Consider the following 22,910-nt stretch of genomic DNA (forward strand, 5'->3'; position numbering starts at 1 on the left):
TTCATGAGCCAGAACGCCAAAGAGGCGGCCCATCGCGCCGCCTCGGATGCCGAACAGATCGCCTGGGTCGATGAGCAGGACAACCTGCTCGGCGCGCTCGTGCGCGCCGATTTGCGCGAGCGCGGGCTGATTGGCCGTGGCACCTACATCATGTTGTTCAATTCTGCCGGTGAGCTGTGCGTGCACCGGCGCACCTTGAGCAAGGCGATTTATCCCGGCTACTGGGACGTCGCGGCGGGCGGCATGGTCCAGGCAGATGAGACCTACGCCGAGTCGGCGGCCCGTGAACTGGAAGAGGAATTGGGCGTCAGCGGCGTCGAGCTGACGGCTCATGACCATTTCTATTTTGAGGACACCGGCAATCGCCTGTGGTGTTCGGCGTTTTCTGCCGTGTGGGACGGCCCATTGAAACTGCAACCGGAAGAGGTGCTGGAAGCGCGCTTTATTCCGGTCGAACAGGTGCTGCAGGAAATCCAGCAGAAGCCTTATTGCCCGGACTCTCTGGCCGCATTGAAGCGCTATCTGAAGGCGCAGCAAAGCGACGTCGCAAAGAACACATAAATTGGCGCCGATTGGCACTTAGCAATCGGGATTTTTGCCGTTACACTGCGCGACCTTTTCAAGCTGCACCGCGAGTGCTTTTTGTAGAAGCTGCCGCAGGCTGCGATCTTTTGATTTTTTGTTTTGGCGTCGAAATCAAAAGATCGCAGCCTCGTTTCACTCGACAGCTCCTGCATTTGGCGCTTTATCGGTGCAGTAGCGCTGCCCCTGCCTGAGTGGGGCTTCGCGGTCGATGACCTTGCCCAAGGTCGCGATCAGTCTTTGTCCTCCCAAGAGGATTGCCGGTGGCCAAAAAAGCCGCATCCTTCGCCGCCCTGGGCGGCCTGGTATTTTCCACCGACGCAGGTCGTCATTGCCCGGAATGCAGTAAGCCGGTGGACGCCTGTATCTGCAAACAAACCGTGATCCCGGCTGGCGACGGCATTGCCCGCGTGCGACGCGAGAGCAAGGGCCGTGGCGGCAAAACGGTGACTACCATCACCGGCGTGCCACTGGCCGAAGACGCGCTCAAGGAGCTGGCGACAACGTTGAAAAAACGTTGCGGCACCGGCGGCGCGTTGAAAGACGGAATCATCGAAATCCAGGGCGATCATGTCGAGCTACTCTTGGCTGAGCTGATCAAGCACGGTTTCAAAGCGAAGAAGTCCGGCGGCTAGCAGCCTCTGTGAAAACCACCTGCGGCTTGATCCGGCGCTGAAACACTTCAGATCCGGCGTCGTCTCCATGGTTTTCACAGAGCCTGTTCATGACCGGTTTCTAAACTCCACGCAGTCAGTGCGGTCTACCGCCGCGCTGACAAACCGTCATTTTCATTCTTTAGAATGCGCCGGCCTGAGATCAGGCGACGCACTATGACTTCTTTATAGGGGACTTCGATGTCCGTACGACGCACACGCAAAGACGATGGCAGCCAATGGACAGTTGCGGACAGCCGCAGTGTTTACGGGATTCGCCATTGGGGGGCCGGGTATTTCGCGATCAATGACGCCGGTCGCGTCGAAGTTCGTCCGAACGGCCCGAGCAGCTCGCCTATCGACCTGTTCGAACAAGTCGACCAACTGCGCAAAAGCGGTTTGTCCTTGCCGTTGCTGGTTCGCTTCCCCGACATTCTGCAAGACCGTGTTCGCCAACTGACCGGTGCCTTCGATTCGAACATCGAGCGCCTGGAGTACCAGAGCAAATACACCGCGCTGTACCCGATCAAGGTCAACCAGCAAGAAGCGGTGATCGAGAACATCATCGCCACCCAGGACGTCTCCATCGGTCTGGAAGCCGGCTCCAAGCCTGAGCTGCTGGCCGTGCTGGCGCTGGCGCCGAAGGGCGGCACCATCGTCTGCAACGGTTACAAGGACCGCGAGTTCATCCGTCTGGCGCTGATGGGCCAGAAGCTTGGCCACAACGTCTTCATCGTCATCGAGAAAGAATCCGAAGTCGGTCTGGTGATCGAAGAAGCCGCCTCGCTCAAGGTCAAGCCACAGGTCGGCCTGCGCGTGCGTCTGTCGTCGCTGGCGTCGTCGAAGTGGGCGGACACCGGTGGCGAGAAATCCAAATTCGGTCTGTCGGCAGCACAACTGCTGTCGGTGGTCGAGCGTTTCCGCGCGGCAGGCCTGGATCAGGGCATTCGCCTGCTGCACTTCCACATGGGCTCGCAGATCGCCAACCTCGCTGACTATCAGCATGGCTTCAAGGAAGCGATCCGTTACTACGGCGAGCTGCGCAATCTCGGTCTGCCGGTCGATCACATCGACGTCGGCGGCGGTCTGGGCGTCGACTACGACGGCACGCACTCGCGCAACGCCAGCTCGATCAACTACGACATGGACGATTACGCCGGTGTCGTGGTTGGCATGCTCAAGGAATTCTGCGACGCGCAGAGCCTGCCGCATCCGCACATTTTCTCCGAAAGCGGCCGCTCGCTGACCGCGCACCACGCCATGCTGGTGGTGCAGGTAACCGACGTCGAGAAGCACAACGACGAAATCCCGCTGATCGAAAACAAGGAAAACCTGCCGGAAACCGTGCAGTGGCTGGTTGACCTGCTCGGCCCGACCGACATCGAAATGGTCACCGAAACCTACTGGCGCGCCACCCACTATATGAGCGACGTGGCTGCGCAGTACGCCGACGGCAAACTGACCCTGGCGGAAAAAGCTCTGGCCGAGCAGTGCTACTTCGCCGTGTGCCGTCGCCTGCACAACTCGCTGAAAGCCCGTCAGCGTTCGCACCGCCAAGTGCTCGACGAACTCAACGACAAGCTGGCCGACAAGTACATCTGCAACTTCTCGGTATTCCAGAGCCTGCCGGACACCTGGGCAATCGATCAGGTCCTGCCGATCATTCCGCTGCACCGTCTCGATGAAGAGCCGCTGCGTCGCGCGGTGCTGCAAGACCTGACCTGCGACTCCGACGGCAAGATCAATCAGTACGTCGACGAGCAGAGCATCGAAACCAGCCTGCCGGTACACGGTTTGAATGAAGGCGAAGACTACCTGCTGGGCGTGTTCCTGGTTGGCGCCTATCAGGAAATCCTCGGCGACATGCACAACCTGTTCGGTGACACCGACTCGGTGAACATCTACCAGAACGCCGATGGCAGCGTGTACCACGCCGGCATAGAAACCCACGACACCATCGAAGACATGCTGCGTTACGTGCACTTGTCGCCGGAAGAACTGATGACTCACTACCGCGACAAGTGCGCCAGTGCCCGCATCAGTGCCAGCGAGCGCACGCAATTTCTCGATGCCTTGCGTCTGGGCCTGACCCGCTCCTCCTACCTGTCTTCCTGAGGCCAGGTGGCGATCTTACCGGGTTGTCTGAATTTTTCCTGAGCGTGGCGGAAAATTCGGATGATCCGGTGGGATATCTCCCAAAATCTTCGCGAAATCCATGGCATTCCCGGCCAGCAAAGTCATCCGGTCTGCTTTTCGCGTAGGTCATTTCCTAAGTTGTACTTCAGCTCTCTACTCGGCCATGGCTCTCGGCGAGAATCCCCGACCGCCCCTCCTGTAGAGATCCGCCCATGTTCGAACCAGTCAACGAGTCGTCCTTTCGTCTCGATGTAGCGGGCCTGTCCGACCCTTTCGAAGTCCTGGCCTTTACCGGTAGCGAAGCCCTCAGCGAATCCTTTGTGTTCGAGATCGATGTGTTGATCGACGATCCGCACCTGGATCTCGCCGGCCTGCTATACCGTTCGGCGTTCCTCTGTTTCGGGCCGTCGGGGGAGGGCGTGCACGGGCAATTGCAGAGCCTTGTCCAGCATGAACACGCAGAGGGTTCGAGATTGAGCCGGATCCGTCTGGGGCCGAAACTCGGTTGCCTCGCGCTGCGCTTCAGCCAGCGCATCTTCAGTGGCCGTTCGGTGCCGCAGATCATCGAACAAGTGCTCAGGGAGCACGGGATTGTTGGTGCCCAGCGCCGCTTCGATCTGTCCGGCGGCTACCCGGCCCGGACGTTCTGCACGCAGTACCGCGAGTCCGATCTGCAACTGCTCCAGCGCTTGTGCGCGCAGGCGCGGATTCACTATTACTTTGAACACGATCGCGACCGGCATTGCCTGGTGTTCGCCGATGATCCGGCGCAGTTACCCGTGGCCGGTACCGCGCAGTATCCGCGCGCGGACGACGGGCAAGATAGGTCACCCGCGTTGCGGCAATGGCAATTGCAAAGTGCAATCGGGAGCAGTTTATCGGGTGTGCAACGGGCTGAAGGCCAGAGTGAACTGCCAGCGTTGCGCAGCGGTCACTGGCTGCGGTTGGCCGGTCATCCCTTCGCTGAATGCAATCGGCCGTGGTTGCTCACACGCATTGAACATCGCGCCGATCCTTCCCGTGAACCTCCCTACGTCAACCGCCTGTTCGGTACGGTGCAAGTGCCGTACACATCGGCTACAGCGTCATCGCGCCTGCGCATGCACAGCCTGCAACGGGCCTGGGTGGTGGCGGTCGATGAGCCGCAGCCTGACCGGATGCGTCCGGTGGCGGTGCAATTCGACTGGCTCTATCAGGGCGAAGGGGCCGCCCCGAGTCATTGTTGGCTACCGCTTGCGCCGTCCCTGACGCAGGTGTCCATGGCGGCGCTGAGCGAGGGTGTCGAGGTGGTGGTGAGTTTCTTCGAGGGGGATCCGGATCAGCCGATGATCAGCGGCGTGCTGCAGCCGCCATCCGCCGTTGCCGACACCGATGATGACCTGCCGTTGCCTCTGCCCGACAGCCTGGTGAGTGACGGCTTGCAGCAACTGCTGACTTGCGGTGAACCGTTGCTGCTGTTGTGCCTGATCCCCGGCGGCGGCAGTTTCAACCATTGCGCTCAATCGGTGTGCAGTTGCCGACTGGTCACCGCGCTTGAACAGAGCGGCGCAACATGAATGGCGCGGCGCTTGAGCCCATGGCGCAGTGGCTGTTGCTCGATGGCCCGGATGCACCGCAGGCCTTGCTGACCCTGCACCGGGCTTTTGCCGGTGTGCAGTGTTTCAGCCTGTTCGAAGGCACTGAGTTCGAACCGGTCAGCGAGCACGGCCCGGTGTTGATCGAGCTGCGTGACTGCCCGGCATTGGCCGCGTTGTGTCACAGCGACCCGAACACCTGGCGCGGGCTGTTGCTGAGCAGTGAGGTTGCGGCGCAACAACTGCTGAGTCACTTGCAGCGCATGCTCACGGTGTCGTTTGGATTGAACCACCGGGCTTTGCTCAGCTATTACAACCGGCAGACCGCGAGCTATTTTTTCGATGCCTGCGATGCCGCTGAGCTGAGCCGCTGGCTCGGGCCGATTCGTCAGCTGCGCTGGTTCGGTGGCACTTGGGCCGACCGGGCCATTGGCAGTCTGGGCTGGCAGCAGTTGCGCAACCCGGGGCTAGCCGTCGAGCCGCTGAGCATCGAAGAAAGCCTGACCCGGCGCCAGCGCGAACGCCTGCAAACCTGCTTGCTGGAGCAGCATATCTGGCGCTGGTGCCAATCGCTGGGAACCGATTACGCGACGATGGCCTCCCATGTGCATCAAGGCCTGACGCTGGGATTCAGCGACCGCACCGTGCTCGATGGCTGGTTATGGCTACGCTTGCTGCATCCGCGAGCCGTGCTGGTGCCACCGCCGGTGGGGCTGACCCAACAGCAGAGGCTTGACCATGTGCGGCGCCAGTGGCGCAGCGATCAGTCCTGAGGCGAGGTTCGGCGCGTATGGCAGGTTTATTCCGGCAAGGGTGGGGGATCGTGTTGCTGCTGGTGCTGGGCGGTTGTTCGCCGGTGCAGTTGCTCAATGCGTTGACTCCGGACAGCACGTACGCCAAAACCGTGGGCATCGCCTATGGCGACGATCCGCGGCAGAAGCTCGACGTGTATGTGCCGCATCAGCCGATGCCCGGCGCGCCGGTGGTGGTGTTTTTCTATGGCGGCAGCTGGAACAGCGGTTCGCGCGTCGACTACCGCTTTGTCGGCGAAGCGCTGGCGTCCCGAGGGATTGTTGCCGTGGTGGCGGATTACCGTTTGTATCCACAGGTGCGCTATCCGCTGTTCCTGCAAGACGGGGCGCGTGCGGTGGCATGGACCAAAGCGCATATCCACGAGTTTTCCGGCAACCCGCAGCGCTTGTATCTGATGGGACACAGCTCGGGCGGGTACAACGCGGCAATGCTCGCGCTGGACAGCGAATGGCTCGCGGCGGTGGGCATGTCGCCCAGGGATGTACGAGGCTGGATCGGTCTGGCCGGGCCGTATGATTTTCTGCCGATCAAGAATCCCGAGGTGCGCCCGGTGTTCTTCTGGCCGGATTCACCGCCGCAGTCGCAGCCGATCAACCATGTCAGTCGCGGCGCACCGCCTGCGCTGTTGATTGCGGCAAGCCGGGATGATCTGGTCAACCCGACGCGCAACACCGGTGGCCTTGCGAGCAAGCTGCGCGAGGCCGGTGTGCCGGCGCAGGATTTGTATTACTCGCGGCCCAGCCACATAACCTTGGTAGCGACCCTGTCGCGGCCGTTGCGGCGTCTGGCGCCGGTGCTCGATCAGGTGGTCGGGTTTATCGCCCACACGCCGAGTCAGTGAACGCCGCCACTGAACCAGCCATCGTTGCACTTGAGCCACCAGGCTTGCGCACCGAGGGTCAGGCTGCGCAACACCATGAACAGCAGAAAAGATATCCACAGCCCGTGATTGCCCAGACCTTGCAGCGCCCAAGCGAACGGCAATAACAGCACCACGGTGATCAGCATGCCGTTGCGCATTTCCCGCGCGCGGGTGGCGCCGATGAACAAACCGTCGAGCAGGTAGCTCCAGACTGCAATCAGCGGCAGCACGGCGAGGTAGGGCAGGTAGACGAACGCGGTGTCGCGCACGCTCTGGATGTCAGTCTGCATCTCGATGAACAAGTGCCCGGCCAGCAGGAACAGCATGGCGAAGCCGAGGCTGGCGATCAGTGACCAGCCGCCTGCCACCACCAGCGAGCGACGCAGGGCCAGACGATCACGGGCGCCGATGGCGTGTCCGCACAAGGCTTCGACGGCGTGGGCCAGACCATCCAGCGCATGCGCCGTCAGCAGCAAGCCATTGAGCAGCAGCGCGTTGGCGGCCACCGTCGAATCACCCAGTCGCGCGCCTTGTACGGTGATCAGGAAAAACACCGATTGCAGCGCCAGGCTGCGGATGAAGATATCGCGGTTGACCGCCAGCAACGGGCGCCAGCTCTGCCAGATTTTCAGCGCCGCCCAGACGATGTGCCCCGGGTACGCGCGCAGCGCCTTGCGGGTCAGCAGCAGGCCGAGCAGGGCGCCGCTCCATTCGGCGATCACCGAGGCCCGCGCCGAACCGACCACGCCCCAATCCAGGCCGATGACGAACCACAGATTGAGGACGATGTTGATCAGGTTGGTGGTCAGCAGAATCGCCAGCGGCGCCCGGGCATTTTGCGTACCGAGGAACCAGCCGACCAGCGCATAACTGGCCAGCGCCGCCGGCAGGCCGAACAGGCGTGTATGGAAAAAGTCCCGGGTGAGTTGATCCAGCTCCGCCGACGGTTGCATGAAGTGCAACGCAACACCACTCAGCGGCACACCCAAAGTGCCAAGCACCAGTGCCAGTCCCATCGCCAGCAGCAAGCCCTGCAACAGAATCTGCCGCAACGCCGCACCGTCGCTGCGCCCGGCGGCTTGCGCGGCAAACCCGGTGGTGCCCATGCGCAGAAAGCCCATAGCCCAGGCGAGAAATGTGTACAGGCTGGCACCGACCGCCACCGCGCCTAATTGATGGGCGTGGGGCAAGTGGCCGATAACGGTGCTGTCGACCAGCGCCACCAACGGTACGGAAATATTCGACAGAATCATGGGCGCGGCGAGTGCCCAGACCTTGCGGTGCGTCGGGCGGTCGCGCCAGTCGGCGATCAGAGTGGACATGCGGGCTCCTTGGGGAGCGGCATTGTAGCGATTCCTCTGGCCTGAAACGCGATTCACTGTAGGAGTGAGCCTGCTCGCGATAGCGTCCGTTCAGTCAAAACAGCTTCGAATGACACACCGCTATCGCGAGCAGGCTCACTCCTACAAGGTTTTGTGGCGCTAGTGAATAATCCAGCTAAGCAACCACAACCCCAGCAACAACCAGATGATCCCGGCAATGATCGACGCACTCATGAACGCCCGAATCGCCGACCACAACAGCATCAACCCGACAATCAGGGCGATGATGCTGATGATCGAGGTGTCCATGCCCAGGGTTTTGGCCAGGCCGTCGACAAAGTTGCCACCGGCATTGCTCAGAATGTTGAACAAACCACTGAGGCCATCGACGATAAAGCGGATGACTGAACCGAGCGCCTGCCCGAGCCATTCGAAAAAGCTTTCTACCTGCATGTGTGCATCCTGATGAAAGAGCTGAGCCTTGGGCCACAACGCGGGTGGCCGAGTTCCCTGCATGATAGAAGGTTTGCACCCATTCTGTGTGGGAGCGAGCCTGCTCGCGAATACGGTGGATCAGTTAACTGATGGGTTGAATGACACAGCGCTTTCGCGAGCAGGCTCGCTCCCACATTAGATCACCTGCGCCGCTTGCCTTTGGTGGGTATCCCCCCGAAGCTATACGCCTTCAGGAGAACCCGATGAACCTTGTTGAACTGACCGAACGCCTGCACGCCATTCGCGACCGTAATGACTGGCGGCAATTTCACAGCCCGAAAAACCTCGCCATGGCAGCCAGTGTCGAAATGTCCGAACTGGTGGAAATCTTCCAGTGGCTGACGGAAGACCAGTCGCGCCAGTTGCCCGCCGACAAACTCGCCCACGCCGGGCAGGAAGTCGGCGATATCGTGTTGTACCTGTTGCTGCTGTGCAGCGAGTTGGGCCTGGACATGAATGAAGTGGTGCGCGCCAAGCTTGCCGACAGCGAACGGCGGTTCAACTGATGAGCGACCGGCATTTCGATCAGTTGGCGACGCGGTTCGCCGAAAAAATCTATGGCGGTGCGAAAGGCGCGATTCGCCTCGCGGTGTTGCAGGCCGACCTAATCGAGGCACTGCCGGATCGTCCGTTGCGAGTGCTCGACATTGGCGGCGGCCTCGGCCACATGTCGCTGTGGCTGGCTGAACGCGGTCACGATGTGACTTTCACCGAGCCGGCCGCACCGATGCTCGACGGCGCGCGCCAGCGCTTCGCCGACGCCGGGCAAACCGCAACATTCATCCAGGCGCCGTGGCAGGAACTGCTCGGGCAACTCACTGAACCGTACGATCTGGTGATTTGCCACGCCGTGCTCGAATGGCTCGCCGAGCCTCACGCGATCCTGCCGGTGCTGCACCAACTCACCAAGCCCGGCGGCTGGTTGTCGCTGGCGTTCTACAACCGCGATGCGCTGATCTACCGCAACCTGCTCAAAGGCCATTTCAAGAAAATGCGCAAGAACAGCATGGCTGGGGAAAAGCAGAGCCTGACCCCGCAGCAGCCTCTCGACCCACGGGAATTGGCAACGCAACTCGAAGGCCTGTGGCAGGTCGAAACCCAGAGCGGGATCCGGGTTTTTCACGACTACATGCCGGTGGAATTCCAGGCCCGCGCCGAACTCGCGGATTTGCTCGAGATGGAGCTCGCTCACCGCCGTCACCCAAGCTTCGCCGGGCTTGGGCGCTACTTGCACTGGATCTGCCGGCCGATCTGATCGGAGCGCGACATGAAAGCTCAATCCGGGTTATTGCTGATCTGTCTGGGGTTGGCTGCCTGCCAGGGCAGCAACCCGTACGTGGCGCAGTCGCGGCCCTTGCCGCCGGCGCCGGCGCCGGCGCAAGCCGCCACCACCTTCGACCGTAGCGCTTACCCGGCGCCGCCGCGTGACTACGGACGCTATCGCAGTTGGGCCTGGCTCAACGGGCAGTTGCCGCCGGGTACGGCGTGGGCGGACTCGGCGCAAGTGGCCGAAGCGGTGAGCAATGCCCTCGATCAGCGCGGTTTGCGCCCGTTGCACGACAACCGCCCGGCCGACCTGTTGGTCAGCGCCGATCTGCGGCTGGAAACCCGTTTGCGGCAGGTCCAGGACGACTACGGCTACTACGGCGGCGGATACGGCGGCTACGATCGATATGGTCGCGGTTATGGCATGTACAACACGGTGCCGATCGTGCGCACGTATTCGGAGCAGGTCGTGGTGGTGCAGGTCAATCTGTTCGACGCCGGCAGCGGGCAACCGGTCTGGAGCGCCAGTGCCGAAACCGCGAACAAGGGCAGCGAAATCGATCGCACCGATTCGATCCGCGAAGCTGTGGAAAAGGCCATGTCGGCGTATCCTCCGAGTTAGCTTTCTGCCAACGGGAAGCTGCCGCAGGTTCATGTCTTCCACCGGAGAAAAACCATGTTCCGCCGTCTCGCTCTACTGGCCATGGCCGCGCTGCTCAGCGCCTGCGCCGCCAACCAGGTCAACCACGACTTCGATGCCAGCCGCGACTTTGCCGCCTATCGCAGCTGGAGCTGGAAAGACCCCGCCCTGCAATATCGCCCCGATGATCCACGAATCAAAAGCGACCTGACCGAACAGCGCATCCGCCAGGCCGTCGCCGATCAGCTCGACCAGCGCGGTTTGCGTCCTGCGGCGGCGGGGGCCAAGGGTGACTTGAATGTGCAGACTTATCTGATCGTCGAGGATCGTCAGCAGCAAGTGACGACCAACTATGGCGGCGGTTGGGGTGGCCCGTGGAACGGTTATTGGGGCGCGCCGATGTACAACGAAACGCGCAACATCACTTACAAGGTCGCGACCATCCAGATCGACCTGCTCGACGGCAAGGACGGCAAACTGGTGTGGCGCGGCAGCGATGAGCAGATGCTGTCCGGCAAGCCGAATCCCGAAGATCGCAGCAATGCCATTCGCGAGACTGTCGGGCGGATTCTGGCCAACTATCCACCGCGCTGAATCCGTTAAAAAGTGGGAGCTGTTGAGCTCCCATTTTTTGTTCCACCCTAAATTCTGATGTGGGAGCGAGCCTGCTCGCGAAAGCCGGGTGTCATTCAACTGTTATTTATCCGACACGACGCCTTCGCGAGCAGGGATGTTTGTCTGTTCGAAATGGTGCGTTGCCATTAGGCGCGTCTACACTCAGTTGCACCAATGGAGCTTGCGGCAAAGGAGTGCGCCATGTCGCCTCGTTCGCGATTCACCAGCCCGGCCCGGCAGCGCGGGGCGATTGGCTTGATGGCGGCGGCCACCCTCAGTCTGGCGGTGGTGATGCTGCTGTTGGTGGTCGACACCGGCCGCTTGTACATGGAACAACGCAAATTGCAGCGGGTGGTGGACAACGCCGCCCTCGAAGCCGTCAGTCGTGGCGGCAATTGCCTGCCGGGGCTGAGCGCTGCCAGTTACGCCGGGCAAAGCGCCGTGCGCAACGGCTACGTTGTCGACGCCAGCAACACCCTCGCCACCACGTGCGGCACCCTGGTGACTGCCGCCAGCGGTTTACGCACGTTCGCCGTGGATGCCACGCAAATGGCTGCGGTCAAAGTCGTCGCCAGTCGCACGGTGATCACCAGTTTTGCCGGCGGCGTACAAGCCTTGTTCAGCGGTACACCGGTCAGTCTCAATACCACGCTGAATGCCTCGGCGGTGGCCGCCAAACCGCAGCCAACGGTCGCCCAGCTGAATATTCGCAGCACGCTGGCGAGCATCGATACGGCCCAGTCGAACATCCTCAATCCGCTGTTTTCCGGGCTGCTCGGCGGTAACGTCAACCTCACCGCGTTAGGCTGGGACGGCCTGCTGAACACCGATATCAACTTGCTGAAATACCTTGATCAGCTGGCGATCAATCTCAACGTCGCGGCCGGCAACTACACGCAGTTGCTCAATACCCAGGCCACGGTGACGCAACTGATTCAGGCCGCCGCGACGGTGGTGCAACTCAATGGTGCGACGGCCCAGGTAATCACTGCGCTGGGCCAATTGCAGGTGGCGGCGGTCAACGCGGCGCCGGTCAAACTGGGTGACATCCTGCAATTGCAGACCGGGACCACGGCAGCAGGGCTGGACGCCAATCTGCAACTGCTGCAACTGATTCAGGGCGTGGTGCAACTGGCCAACAGCAAGAGTGCGGTGGCGGCGACGCTGCCGATCAGCGTGCTCGGGCTGGCGAATGTCACGGTGCGGGTGAAAGTGATCGAGCCGCCGCAGTTTTCCGCCATTGGCGATCCGGCGCGGGCCAAGGTCAATCCGACCGGGCCGGACCGGATTTATGTGCGTACGGCGCAGGTGCGCACGCTGGTCTCAGTGAATCTGCCGGTGCTGTCCGGGGTCACGGGACTGACCAATGCGGTGTTGGGATTGGTCGCGGGACTGACGCCGACGCTCAATGCAGTCCTGAGTCTGAATCTGGTAGCAGTCCTGAGTTCGGTCGCCTGCGCCGGTTGCCAGCAACTTGACCCACTCCTTTTGCCATCCCCCGAAATTGACATCAGCCTGGATGCTGGTGGCGCGAAAAGCTATGTCACCGATTACAGCTGCCCAACCGGGACAACAGGCACGAAAAGCCTGACTGCCCACACCATCACATCCATTGCCGACCTCAAACTCGGCAAGATCGACCCTGCCAACGCCTTTTCCTCGGCCGCCGAACCGACTGTCACGCCATTACCGTTGGTTGATCTGGGAATCGTCACCTGCCACAAAATTCTGGGCATCGGGACTTGCGACCCCTCCACCCATATTCAATACGGCGCTGGCGGCATTGCGATCATGCTCGACACCAGCGTTGCGCAAAACACTCAGGATCTGGTGTTCTCCAGCGCTACGCCATTCGCCACCCCGGCCAACCTCAAATTACCCCCAAGCATTCAGTCAGCCGCACCCACCAGCAACATCGTCGGCAGCCTGTCGAACACCCTCGCGGGGATCAACCTGATCGTCTACAAACCCCAGGGCAGCAATCCATTGGGTGCCGTTGTTACCGGCGTTGCCTCGTTGATCAGTGATGTCACCAGCAAACTGCTGCCGGTGGTGACCAACCTGGTCAGCCCGTTGCTCGACCCGCTGCTGAACAACCTGCTCAAAGGCCTGGGCATTAACCTGATGGATGTCGACGTCGGTGCCAACATGACCTGCGGCCAGACCGGCAAGGCCTATCTGGTGATCTAGGCGTCCACGGCAACCGGCAACTCAATGCAGAACCGCGCGCCCTCCACCGAGTTGCGCACGCTCAACTCGCCGCCCATGTTGTCGATGATGCCGTAGCTCACCGACAGCCCCAGCCCGGTGCCGACGCCGATGGGTTTGGTGGTGAAAAACGGCTCGAAAATCCGCTCCAGCAAACGCGGATCGATGCCGCCCCCGTTGTCCTCGACCCACAGTCGCACATGCTGCTCATCACGTTCAGCGTAAATTGAGATCCACGGTTTGAAGCTTGAGTCCTTCTCGCGTTTGCTCAGTAACGCATCCCGCGCGTTGACCATCAGATTGATCAACACCTGTTCAAGCTGATCGACGTAGCCACGCACTTGCACCTCGAACCCGGTCTCGCTGATGCGCAAATCCACGCCTTTGCCGCGCATGCCCTCGGCCAGCAGCGACAGCGTGCCTTCAATGGCCGAGGCCGGGTTGAACAGTTGCTGCTCGATCTCCGAACGTCGGCCGAATACGCGCATGTGATCGACGACTTTCGCTGCACGCTGCACCTGCGCATCGATGCGATTGAGCTTGTCGGTCAGGTAATCGACCTGCACATCGCCGTTGCCCAGGCGCTTGAGCACGTTGACGATGGCCATGCGCATCACGTTCAGCGGCTGATTGATTTCATGGGCGAGGCCGGTGGCCATTTCGCCAAGGGTGGCCATTTTCGCGCTTTGTGTGAGTTGCTGCTGCGAGCGGCGCACCTCGGTGTTGTCGCGGCCTACCGCTTGCACTTCGATCAACTGGCCGTGCTCATCGAACACGCCGCGATCGGACCACACCCACCAGGCATGTTCGCGGCCGGGCAGTTGCAGGCTGATATCCGCGGTGCTCACCGGTTGCTCCACGGTCAGTGCAGCCAGACGCTGGACGAACGCAGTACGTTGTTCCTCGGACATCCAGCTGCCTAGATCGACCCCTGGCAGTTCCTCCGGCGTGCATTCCAGATACTTCGCCAGCGGCCGGTTGCCAAAGGTCAGAATCAGATCCGGGCGATAGCGACAGATCATTGCCGGCGAGTCTTCCACCAGAATCCGATAGCGCTCTTCACTCTTTTTCACCTGTTCGGCTGCCAGGGTCGCCTCGGTGACGTCCAGCCATAAACCGACCGCTTCGACCGGCAGGCCGAGGTCATTGCGCAGCAGACGGGCTTCATCGAGCAACCAGTGATACTCGCCGCGACGGTCGCGCAGTCGATAACGGCTGCGCACCGAACCTTCGCGCAGCAACTGGCGGCTGCGGGCGAAATACACCTCGCGATCCTCGGGATGGATCATCTCGACCAGAGCACCGTCGCTGCAGTCCTCAAGGTTCCAGCCCAGCAAGGGTTGCAGGCTGGCACTGAAGAACGCCGGGATCAGCGCGCCTTCCTGGTAGTGCTGGACGTAAATCACCGCGGGCGAGCTGGCAATCAGGTTGTCCAGCCGCGCATGCGCGGCGGCGGCCCGTTGTTGCTGGTTCTGGATGTCGCTGATGTCGAGCATGAAACCGACCAGCCTGCGGTGCTCGCCGCTGCCAATCAGTTGGCCCTGTACGCGATACCACGTGGGCGCTTGCGCGGGATTGCCGTCGTGCAGACGCACCGACAGCGTCAGGGCTTCACCGTGTTGTTGCAAAGCGTGCAGACGGCTGCGCAACTCGTCGCGGTCGGCGGGATGGATTTGCGTCAGCCAGTCTTCCAGCGGTAATCCGCCAGGGTTCACGTTCAAGACCGCCGCCAGCGCGGGTGCCAGTTGAATGTGCTTGTCGCCTGCCAAAATCTCCCACCAGCCTGCACCCAATAGGGTTTGCAGCGCTTCGATGCGCTCCAGTTGCAAGTGATGCTGCTGTTCGCGCAGGCGGCCGAGCAACGGCCCGGCCAGCGCGCCGAGCAGTGCCATCCAGTCACGCTCGGTCAGGTATGGTGCGGCGCTGTCCACGGGATAAAACCCACAGAGCAGCCAGGCCACCACACCGTGTTCATCGCTATACGGCACCGCGAAACCTTCGGCACTGCCGAACAGAACCTGCACTCGCGAATGTTCATCCAGGCCCTGATGCGCGCCGACACGTTGCGGCGCGGCACCGTTCAGGCTGTCCAGCGGCGTGCCCAGACGTTGCTGGTCGTGCCACAGGTTCGGCGCATCGTGGGCGCGATGCTGACGATAGATCTGCCAGCCCTGCTGCTCATCATCGAGCAAGGCCAGCGCCAGACAAGGGATGTGCCAGCGCTGGGCGATCATTTGCAATTGTTCGCTGACGATCGTAGGCAACCGCGCCTGGCTGCATGCGCGCAACTGTTCGCTGATCTGCCCGGCGAGCAATTGGCAGGCATCACGCTGGCGCGATTGTTGGCGTTCGAGCAACAAGTCGGCGATATCGATCAACTGCATCAGCCAGCCCTCGCCCAGCGGTTGAATCCAGCCACGCACGTGCACGGTCTGCTCGCCCAGACCGAAGAAGTCGAGATCAAGCAAAAGCCCCTGCCACTCCCTTGGCCGACCTTCGATGGTCAGTGTGCTGTGCGGCAGTAGATAGGCGCTCAGCGGTAAGGGTCGATCGTGAGTCTTGAACTGCGCCAGCAGATGCCGCAGCGGCCCGGCCATTTGCAGCACGTCACCGTCGTCGTTCAGGTACAGGTGCAAGCCTGTTGCGGGTGAACCGAGTGGGTCGGGCAACTCATGGGCGGCGGGCGGTGTGCGTTTGAGCAAACGCCCGAAAAGTTTGTCTCCCGACGTCAAAATTGCAGACTCGACTTGGCGGTCAGGTAGGTGGGCAGGCTGGGTACCGTGCCGATGCCCGGCAGAACCAGAAACGGCATGACCTGATTGAGCTTGCTGACCGGGTAATTCACTTGCACTGTCAGCAGGCCCGTCGCGCTGTATTCGACACTGGTGTCAACGCCGACCACCAGGTTGAAGATCGGACGGATCCAGGATAATTGCTGGGTCAGCGTGGCATTCGCGGTGTTGATCACCACGGTTGAATAGTTGGGTGTGTTGGGATCGACCGCGACACTGCGGCGCACGGCTTCGGACGTGGCCTGATTGAACGATTGCATCATCACCAAGGGCAGGCTGTAACTGACCAGGCCGTAAAACACGGCGAAAAAGATGATGAACACCAAGGCGAACTCAATCGCCACCGCACCTTTTTGCGACTTGCGAAAGCCGGTTTTCATGAGTGCGTCTACCCTGACTGTCACTGCGTAGTCTCAGCATAGAATCATTCCGCAAAAATGGACGGTTTTTACCGGATGTACAGTTTTCTCCTCCTGATCTGGCTGGGCCTGTGCGCGGAGCAAGATGCCCGCCAGCGACGCATTGCCAATGGGCTGACGCTCGGTGCGGCGGCGCTGGCGCTGATCTGGCTGTTGTGGACCGGCAGCACTTGGCTGGGCGCTGAGGCGGGGCAGGGCGGTTGGGCCTGCCTGATCGCACTGGCGCTGACCCTGCCGGGTTTTTTCATGGGGCGCATGGGCGCCGGCGATGTGAAATTAATGACAGCCCTCGGTCTTGCGACGGACGGTCTGTTTATTCTTGGCGTATTTATGGGGGCGGGCGTCGCCAGCCTGATCTGGATGCTGCTGGCGCCAAGAGTCTGGCTCCATATGAGTCAAGGGCTTAGAGAACGTCTGCGATATCTGGCCCCCGGCATGTCAAAAAAGCTGCCATTTGCACCGTTCGTGCTGGTCGGTGCAGTGCTCGTTATGCTTTGGATCCACTAGTCGCCAAGCGCCACTAGTTCTATGTACATAGTCGGAAAGTACGTCTACTTTCAAATGAACTGGTTATACAGCCAAAGGCTGGCAGTACAGGAATGGTCAGCTTTGGCCTGGGACATGGAGTAGCACGTGAACAAGCTTACGTCTGCGGTAAAAGTCCTCGTGGTCGACGATCAGCCGTTGATCGTGGAGGAGCTGTGCGAGTTTCTTGAAAGCAACGGTTATCGCTGTGTGCCATGCGAATCCAGTCTGCAGGCTATCGAGCGTTTCAGTGAGGACGCGGAAATCGGTCTGGTGCTGAGTGATCTGCACATGCCGGACATGGATGGCATTCAACTGATTCAGGCGTTGCAGCGTTTGGCGGGCAAGCGTCGGGTGTTCGAGGCGATCATGCTCACTGGGCGTGCCGACAAGCAGGATGTGATCAAGGCATTGCGTGCCGGGATTGCCGATTATTATCAGAAGCCGATTGATCTGGATGAGTTGCTCGACGGGGTGCGGCGTCAGGAGGCGGCGCTGCAGGAGCGGCAGAAGAATCTGCAATTGGGGCATTTGAATCAGAAGTTGCAGTATCTGTCTGAGTCGATTGATGACCTTTATCAGGATCTGGACAAGGTGCGTCGTAGTCCTTCGGCGGTGGTTCGTGATGTGTTGGGCGGTGAGCCTGCCGAGGCGGAGGCTCAGGAGATGCCGGAGATTTTCAATCAGTTGTCGCCGCGGCAATTGGATGTGGCGCGGTTGGTGGGCAAGGGGCAGACCAATTATCAGATTGCCTGTGAGTTGGGGATTACCGAGAACACGGTGAAGCTTTATGTTTCGCAGGTGTTGCGGTTGACGCATATGCATAATCGGACGCAGTTGGCTTTGGCCTTGTCGCCTAGTGCTTCTGCTTTGCGGCAGCGGGTTACGGCGCATTGACTTGGCGGCCTGTGGGCCGACCAGGTTCTTGGGGTTTTGGGTGAATATCCGTTGCTGCGGGTGTTGCTGCTGGCGGTTCCGCTCTTACAGCGGGTCACTTTTTCAGACGCCAAAAAGTAACCAAAAGGCTGGGCCCCGGCGTTCGGCCCCTCGCTAGGGCTCGGGGTTCCTTCGTTCCGGGATCTATCCGGGGGCATCGTCTACGGTTTGCTTCGCTGCACCTCCTCTCGATGTGTTTGGCTTCGCCAAACGGTCGCTGCGCTCCCACCCCCGGATAAATCCCTCCACTCAGCCTGCCGAAGGGGCCAGCAGATCAAAAGCTGCAGCCGAGCTAACGCTCATCCTGTTGAGTGGTTAGGAGCGGGTGAGGGGCTTTTGATCTGTTTCAGAGTCTGAATTCGACTCGGTCTTTCATGTCGGCGTAGCTCTACCAGACAACTCGGTCAGTCCCCTCTCCCTCTGGGAGAGGGCTAGGGTGAGGGGCTTTTGATCTGTTTCAGAGTCTGAATTCGACTCGGTCTTTCACGTCGGCGTAGCTCCCCCAGCCAACTCGGTCAGTCCCCTCTCCCTCCGGGAGAGGGCTAGGGTGAGGGTTGGCTTTTGGCTGTTTAAATTTGTTGGAGATAACCGGAACCTTCCCACACGGTTTTCAGGTTGTCCGTCAGACGTGCTCTCTCTAGTCTCTGACTGTCGCTGAACACTCAGCGATCGGGTGTGAGAACCCGGCAGTTTATGGTCATCCAGTTTCTGTGCACGCATAATCGCCGCCAGCTTGTCTGCTGTCTGCAATGTGTCATGGCGGCTGTGTGCGGGCAGACTTCGGTCTGGCCGGGTGTCCATAACCGGTATTCTCACCCCGCATACAGCTGCCACCTTTTGCCCCGTGAGAATGGCAGTGGGTGGTGGCAAAGACTTTGGAATTGTTTCAATGGACAAACTGATCCCCGACCCACCCCACGAACCCATCACCCCGCTCGAAGAAGCCATCCGCGCCGACGACCTCGTCAAAAACCGCGAGGCCATCAAACGCGCCCTCGATTTCTACCTCTGCCCCGAACCCGCGAAACCCCACCAACCGAGCACGATGTTTCTCATCCATCCGAAAATCGATACCGAAAGCCTGCTCGCCCATGCCTGCGAATCCCTGGCTTCGGCCAATACGCTGGCGGGTAACTTTGCCGATCAGTTGGGTCGGCCGGAGCGCAATGCCGCGCTGGCGATTCAGCAGATCATCACGCTGGCCGAGCTGGCGGTAAACCGGGCACTGGATCGGGTGTACCCACAGACCTTACCCGCCAGGCACACCGCGTCATCGTTCTTCGCGAGCAGGCTCGCTCCTACATTTTGAAATGCATTTCAGCTGTGGGAGAGCACAGGGGGACGGCTTCTGATTTGCGTTGGATTCGCCCCTCATCGGAAACGCCGCCCGCCCAGCCCTCTCCCTATGGGCGGTCCGAAGTTTCGGGAGGGCTAGGGTGAGGGTTGGCTTTTGGCTGTTTAAATGTGTGGCAGATAACCGGAACCTTCCCACACGGTTTTCAGGTTGTCCGTCGGACGTGCGCTCTCTAGTCTCTGGCTGTCGCTGCCAATTCAGCGACCGGGTGTGGAAACCTGAATTTCAAGTAGATGCGTTGCATCGCTACCGCAATCATTGTCGGCATCTTCTTTCGTCTGCAAACTGTGTCGCGGCGGCTGTGCGCGGGCAGGCTTCGGTCTGGCCGGTTGCCTACTTATCGGTTTTCCACCCTGCGTACAGCTGCCACCTTTTGTCGTGTGGAAACGACAAAGGTTGGCTCCTCAGCCAAGTAGGAGTTGTTATGGACAAACTGATCCCCGACCCACCCACCGAACCCACGACCCCACTCGAAGAAGCTATCCGCGCCGACGACCTCGTCAAGAACCGCGAGGCCATCAAACGCGCCCTCGATTTCTACCTCTGCCCCGAACCCGCGAAACCCCACCAACCCACCACGATGTTCCTCATCCATCCGAAAATCGATACCGAAAGCCTGCTCGCCCATGCCTGCGAATCCCTGGCTTCGGCCAACACACTGGCCGGTAACTTTGCCGATCAGTTGGGCCGCCCGGAACGCAATACCGCGCTGGCGATTCAGCAGATCATCATGCTGGCCGAGCTGGCGGTAAACCGGGCACTGGATCGGGTGGATCCGCAGACCTGATCCGGCAGGCACACTGCGTCATCGTTCATCGCCAGCAGGCTGGCTCCCACATTTGGAAATGCAATCCACCTGTGGAAGCGAGCCTGCTCGCGAAAGCGCTCGCAAGGTCACCGCCTCACTAATTCTTGCTCTCGATCTTCCCACCCGCATCCGGATCATAAAAATCCGGAATCTCGTATTTGTACTTCTTCAACCAGCGCTGCATCGCCAGATCACGTTCGGTCGCGGTCGCCGTTTGGGGTTTTGGCGAGGCGGCTTTGTTACGGCTTTGCAGGACCAGCCAGCCTTCGGTTTCCTGTTGTTGCGCCGAGGCGGGGCCGGCGTCGATGGCGGTGGCGCTGAGGGGCAGGCTGAGCAGGGTCAGGTAGCACAGGCCTTTGAAGGGATGCATGGCTGTCTCCTTATTTGAGCGATGGCGGCAACGGGTCAGCGACGGCGGCCACTTGATTGCTGGTGGCGGGTTTGGCCTTGACCGGGGCTTTGAGTTTTTCTGCGCGTTGCTGGGCTTCGGTGAATTGTTGCGGGGTCAGTTTCGCGCGGCTGACGATTTCGGCGGCTTGTGGCCAGTCGTTCTGGTACAGCAGCAGGGTGACCATGTTCAGTGTCGCCAATTGATTGTTCTGCTTGAGTTCGATGGCGGTGAGGAACTCGAAGCGCGCATCGTTGAGGCGCAGTTGATTGAGATAGACCACGCCCAGGTCGTTGCGGATTTTTTCGTCGGTGGGGGCTAGGCGGGCGGCGCGTTGCAGGTGGGCCTGGGCCTGGCCGTTGTCGCCGCGAGCAGCGTAGAGCTGACCGAGGCCGTGTTCGGCTTCGGCGGTCAGGCAGCCGCCGAGCAGGCCGCGGTACAGCGGCTCGGCTTCGCTACGGCCGAGCAGACGATAGACCTTGGCTTTGCGCAGGCGCACTTCGCTGATGTTGTCCGGCAGGCTTTGCAGGTTGGCCAGGCTGGCGTGCAACTTGCCGTCGTTGGCCAGGTTGTCGGCGAGGTTCAGGGCCAGTTCCTGCTCCTGAGTCATTTTGCTGCAACTGCTCGGTGACAGCAGTGCTGTCCAGGGTGCCTGGCCGTCGGTGGCGCAACCGCCGAGCAGCAACAGACTTGCCATGACTATCAGTACTTTCATCAAACGCTCTCCATGAGCAAGGTCAGTTTGCGAACGCCCGGGCAATCGCAGTGAAGCCGGGGCCGGCGAGGACGATCAGCAGTGCCGGAAACAGAAACAGCATCATCACTACAGACATCTTCGCCGACATTTTCGAGATGTATTCCTGCAGGCGGGTCAGGCGTCGGTCATCGAGCAGTTGCTTGAGCGCCAGCAGCGATTTCATCGCGCCGCCGCCCTGTTGAATCAGTTGCTGCAGGATCACGCAGGTGTCGCTGAATTCGTCCACGGCGAGCATCACCGCGGCTTTGTTCAACTCCTGGCCAAGTTCCAGACCGGAGTCGACACGGGTCAGGATCAGGCGCAGTTCGCTGGTCAGTTCCGGCAACAGTTTTTGCGCTTCGATGCTGAGTACACGCAGGGCTTGTTCGACTGCCATGCCGGATTCGAAAAGGATGCGCAGCAGCGGAATGAACGTCGACACCTCCACGGCGATGGTTTGCTGCCGGCGTGCCGCCGCGTAGGCCAGCAAGCGTTTAGGCAGCAGATAACCGCCGCCGGTAGCGAGCATCGGCACGATCCAGCGGTTGTCAGCCTGGGGGAAAAACACCTCTTGCAGAAAAATTGCCAAACCCAACGTTAGCAGCGGCGTGCCGATCTGGCAGGCCGCAAAAAGCGCGCGTTCATTGGCCCGGCGCCAGCCGATGCGGTTGAGCAGGGTCTGGGTTTCGCTGTCGATGCTCACCGAACGCTGGCCGAACTTACTGCTGCCCAATGCGCGCAACCAGTTGCCGAAGCGATTCTCGCGCACCAGTTGTCCTTGCAGGCGCTGATTGATCTGACGCACCCGGCGCCGCTCCATCAGCAGGTGATTGATCACCAGCATCAAGGCGCCGAGCAGCAACATCAGTGCCGCGAGCCAGACCATGTCAGACGCTCCTCAACATGCGCCACAGCGCCAGGCTGCCGACCACTTGCAGCACGGCGGCGCTGATCAACATGTGCTGACCACTGGCGTCGTTCCACATCCCCAGCATGTAGCCGGGGTTGGTCAGCATGAAGTAACTCACCAGCAGCAGCGGCAATGAGCCGAGCACCCACGCGGTCATCCGCGTTTCGCCGGTGAGGGCGCGCAGTTGGCGGGCGCCCTGGTCGCGTTCGCGGATCAGTTTGATCAGGTTCTCCAGCAGCTCGCTGGCGTTGCCGCCGTAGCGATGATTGACCTTCAGGCCGAGGGCGAACATGCGCAGTTCATCCTGTTCATACAGCTCGGCAAAATCACTGACCGCATCGGGCAGGTTCACCCCCAGTTGTACGTTGCGCTGGACCCGGCCCATTGCTGTTTTTAACGGATCTTCGCTGGCTTCAATGCCGCCCATGACCGCGTCACTCAGGGTGCGCCCGGACTTCAGGCTACGCACGGTGTGATCAAGCAACTGCGGCAGTTGCTCGATCATGCGTTTGATCCGGCGTTGGTAAAGAATGGCGATGTATAGCCGCAACAGCAGTGGCGGTATGACGATCATCAGTAGCAGGCCGATCCAGTCAGCAAGAAAATACCCCAGCGCTATCGCCAGCGCCCACAGACTCAGCCACAGGCCGAAACGCTCGGTCGGGCGGCCCAGTCCGGCACGCAGAAACATCCGCTCCAGTCCGACCCACACAGGTTTTTCCGGCGCCAGTTGCGGTTGTCCGGCGGCGAGACGGTTGAGCACTTTTTCCGTGGCGGTCTTGCGCAGACCCTGCAAAAACAGGCGAATCGACAGCCCCAGCAGCGTCAGGCAGATAACAATGAGAATGATCGCTCCCAGCATGCTCGATGCTCCTT

The 22,910-nt window shown here is 60.7% G+C and carries 22 protein-coding genes and 1 pseudogene; 15 read left to right on the top strand and 8 right to left on the bottom strand.

What is annotated here, in order from left to right:
* Positions 1 to 3 precede the first annotated feature (3 nt).
* From AB4N74_RS27175 to AB4N74_RS27200, 6 genes are all read left to right on the top strand, one after another.
* Positions 4 to 561, top strand: a complete 558-nt coding sequence (locus tag AB4N74_RS27175; RefSeq protein WP_093430252.1) for an NUDIX hydrolase — start codon at positions 4 to 6, stop codon at positions 559 to 561.
* Positions 562 to 845: 284 nt separating this feature from the next.
* Positions 846 to 1,217 carry a translation initiation factor Sui1 gene (locus AB4N74_RS27180; RefSeq protein ID WP_007914613.1) on the top strand — a complete coding sequence of 124 codons (372 nt, stop codon included), beginning with the start codon at positions 846 to 848 and terminating at the stop codon, positions 1,215 to 1,217.
* A gap of 219 nt (positions 1,218 to 1,436) precedes the next feature.
* The gene (gene speA, locus AB4N74_RS27185; RefSeq protein ID WP_093430253.1) at positions 1,437 to 3,350 is read left to right on the top strand and encodes an arginine decarboxylase; all 1,914 of its coding nucleotides are present in this window, start codon (positions 1,437 to 1,439) and stop codon (positions 3,348 to 3,350) included.
* 233 nt (positions 3,351 to 3,583) lie between these two features.
* Positions 3,584 to 4,927: a type VI secretion system Vgr family protein gene (locus AB4N74_RS27190; RefSeq protein WP_460097798.1), complete on the top strand. Its 1,344-nt coding sequence runs from the start codon at positions 3,584 to 3,586 to the stop codon at positions 4,925 to 4,927.
* Entirely contained in the window at positions 4,924 to 5,718 is a 795-nt protein-coding gene (locus tag AB4N74_RS27195; RefSeq protein ID WP_093430255.1) for a DUF4123 domain-containing protein, read from the top strand. The genes AB4N74_RS27190 and AB4N74_RS27195 overlap by 4 nt, the downstream gene beginning before the upstream one ends.
* Before the next feature lie 17 nt (positions 5,719 to 5,735).
* Positions 5,736 to 6,599, top strand: a complete 864-nt coding sequence (locus AB4N74_RS27200) for an alpha/beta hydrolase (protein ID WP_460097800.1) — start codon at positions 5,736 to 5,738, stop codon at positions 6,597 to 6,599.
* On the opposite strand, the gene AB4N74_RS27205 is transcribed toward AB4N74_RS27200, so the two are convergent.
* Complete coding sequence (locus AB4N74_RS27205; protein WP_460097801.1) at positions 6,593 to 7,942, bottom strand: MATE family efflux transporter; 1,350 nt, start codon at positions 7,940 to 7,942, stop codon at positions 6,593 to 6,595. The two genes, AB4N74_RS27200 and AB4N74_RS27205, sit on opposite strands and share 7 nt — an antisense overlap.
* Positions 7,943 to 8,101: 159 nt before the next feature.
* Entirely contained in the window at positions 8,102 to 8,395 is a 294-nt protein-coding gene (locus tag AB4N74_RS27210; RefSeq protein ID WP_460097803.1) for a hypothetical protein, read from the bottom strand.
* Between the two features lie 245 nt (positions 8,396 to 8,640).
* On the opposite strand from AB4N74_RS27210, the gene AB4N74_RS27215 reads away from it, so the two are divergent.
* From AB4N74_RS27215 to AB4N74_RS27235, 5 genes are all read left to right on the top strand, one after another.
* The gene (locus AB4N74_RS27215; protein WP_122606447.1) at positions 8,641 to 8,943 is read left to right on the top strand and encodes a MazG-like family protein; all 303 of its coding nucleotides are present in this window, start codon (positions 8,641 to 8,643) and stop codon (positions 8,941 to 8,943) included.
* Positions 8,943 to 9,692 carry a methyltransferase gene (locus AB4N74_RS27220; protein WP_116255834.1) on the top strand — a complete coding sequence of 250 codons (750 nt, stop codon included), beginning with the start codon at positions 8,943 to 8,945 and terminating at the stop codon, positions 9,690 to 9,692. Before AB4N74_RS27215 ends, AB4N74_RS27220 begins: the two co-directional genes overlap by 1 nt.
* A gap of 12 nt (positions 9,693 to 9,704) precedes the next feature.
* The gene (locus tag AB4N74_RS27225) at positions 9,705 to 10,325 is read left to right on the top strand and encodes a DUF4136 domain-containing protein (RefSeq protein WP_460097804.1); all 621 of its coding nucleotides are present in this window, start codon (positions 9,705 to 9,707) and stop codon (positions 10,323 to 10,325) included.
* A gap of 54 nt (positions 10,326 to 10,379) precedes the next feature.
* Positions 10,380 to 10,937 (top strand): DUF4136 domain-containing protein, encoded by a 558-nt coding sequence (locus AB4N74_RS27230; protein ID WP_460089742.1) that lies wholly within the window; start codon positions 10,380 to 10,382, stop codon positions 10,935 to 10,937.
* 222 nt (positions 10,938 to 11,159) lie between these two features.
* Positions 11,160 to 13,148, top strand: coding sequence for a pilus assembly protein TadG-related protein (locus tag AB4N74_RS27235; RefSeq protein WP_116255835.1), 1,989 nt, complete (start codon positions 11,160 to 11,162; stop codon positions 13,146 to 13,148).
* Here the strand turns inward: AB4N74_RS27235 and AB4N74_RS27240 are convergent.
* Together AB4N74_RS27240 and AB4N74_RS27245 are read right to left on the bottom strand one after the other, a co-directional pair.
* Positions 13,145 to 15,898, bottom strand: a complete 2,754-nt coding sequence (locus AB4N74_RS27240) for a PAS domain-containing sensor histidine kinase (RefSeq protein ID WP_460097806.1) — start codon at positions 15,896 to 15,898, stop codon at positions 13,145 to 13,147. The genes AB4N74_RS27235 and AB4N74_RS27240 overlap by 4 nt on opposite strands.
* Positions 15,895 to 16,338, bottom strand: a complete 444-nt coding sequence (locus AB4N74_RS27245; RefSeq protein WP_093430263.1) for a TadE/TadG family type IV pilus assembly protein — start codon at positions 16,336 to 16,338, stop codon at positions 15,895 to 15,897. Before AB4N74_RS27245 ends, AB4N74_RS27240 begins: the two co-directional genes overlap by 4 nt.
* 75 nt (positions 16,339 to 16,413) lie before the next feature.
* Here AB4N74_RS27245 and AB4N74_RS27250 point away from each other — a divergent pair, with 75 nt between their 5' ends.
* The 4 genes and pseudogenes from AB4N74_RS27250 to AB4N74_RS27265 all read left to right on the top strand — a co-directional run bounded on the left by AB4N74_RS27250 (position 16,414) and on the right by AB4N74_RS27265 (position 19,979).
* Positions 16,414 to 16,884: a prepilin peptidase gene (locus tag AB4N74_RS27250; protein ID WP_175559554.1), complete on the top strand. Its 471-nt coding sequence runs from the start codon at positions 16,414 to 16,416 to the stop codon at positions 16,882 to 16,884.
* Positions 16,885 to 17,010: 126 nt separating this feature from the next.
* Positions 17,011 to 17,799, top strand: a complete 789-nt coding sequence (locus AB4N74_RS27255; protein ID WP_460097808.1) for a response regulator transcription factor — start codon at positions 17,011 to 17,013, stop codon at positions 17,797 to 17,799.
* A gap of 928 nt (positions 17,800 to 18,727) precedes the next feature.
* A pseudogene (locus AB4N74_RS27260) lies at positions 18,728 to 19,087 on the top strand (DUF6124 family protein); the annotation flags it as partial.
* A gap of 529 nt (positions 19,088 to 19,616) precedes the next feature.
* Complete coding sequence (locus AB4N74_RS27265; RefSeq protein WP_095126100.1) at positions 19,617 to 19,979, top strand: DUF6124 family protein; 363 nt, start codon at positions 19,617 to 19,619, stop codon at positions 19,977 to 19,979.
* Between the two features lie 118 nt (positions 19,980 to 20,097).
* Here the strand turns inward: AB4N74_RS27265 and AB4N74_RS27270 are convergent, their stop codons facing one another.
* The 4 genes from AB4N74_RS27270 to AB4N74_RS27285 are packed head-to-tail and all read right to left on the bottom strand — an operon-like array spanning position 20,098 to position 22,896.
* Positions 20,098 to 20,370 (bottom strand): DUF3613 domain-containing protein, encoded by a 273-nt coding sequence (locus AB4N74_RS27270; RefSeq protein WP_095047374.1) that lies wholly within the window; start codon positions 20,368 to 20,370, stop codon positions 20,098 to 20,100.
* Positions 20,371 to 20,380: 10 nt separating this feature from the next.
* On the bottom strand, positions 20,381 to 21,103 hold the full coding sequence (locus AB4N74_RS27275) for a tetratricopeptide repeat protein (RefSeq protein ID WP_095047375.1): 723 nt from the start codon (positions 21,101 to 21,103) through the stop codon (positions 20,381 to 20,383).
* A gap of 22 nt (positions 21,104 to 21,125) precedes the next feature.
* Positions 21,126 to 22,010: a type II secretion system F family protein gene (locus tag AB4N74_RS27280; protein WP_093430270.1), complete on the bottom strand. Its 885-nt coding sequence runs from the start codon at positions 22,008 to 22,010 to the stop codon at positions 21,126 to 21,128.
* Position 22,011: 1 nt separating this feature from the next.
* A complete protein-coding gene (locus tag AB4N74_RS27285) occupies positions 22,012 to 22,896 on the bottom strand; it encodes a type II secretion system F family protein (protein ID WP_093430271.1) in 885 nt (294 codons plus the stop codon).
* Positions 22,897 to 22,910 lie beyond the last annotated feature (14 nt).

Source organism: Pseudomonas sp. H3_C08, from assembly GCF_054669455.1.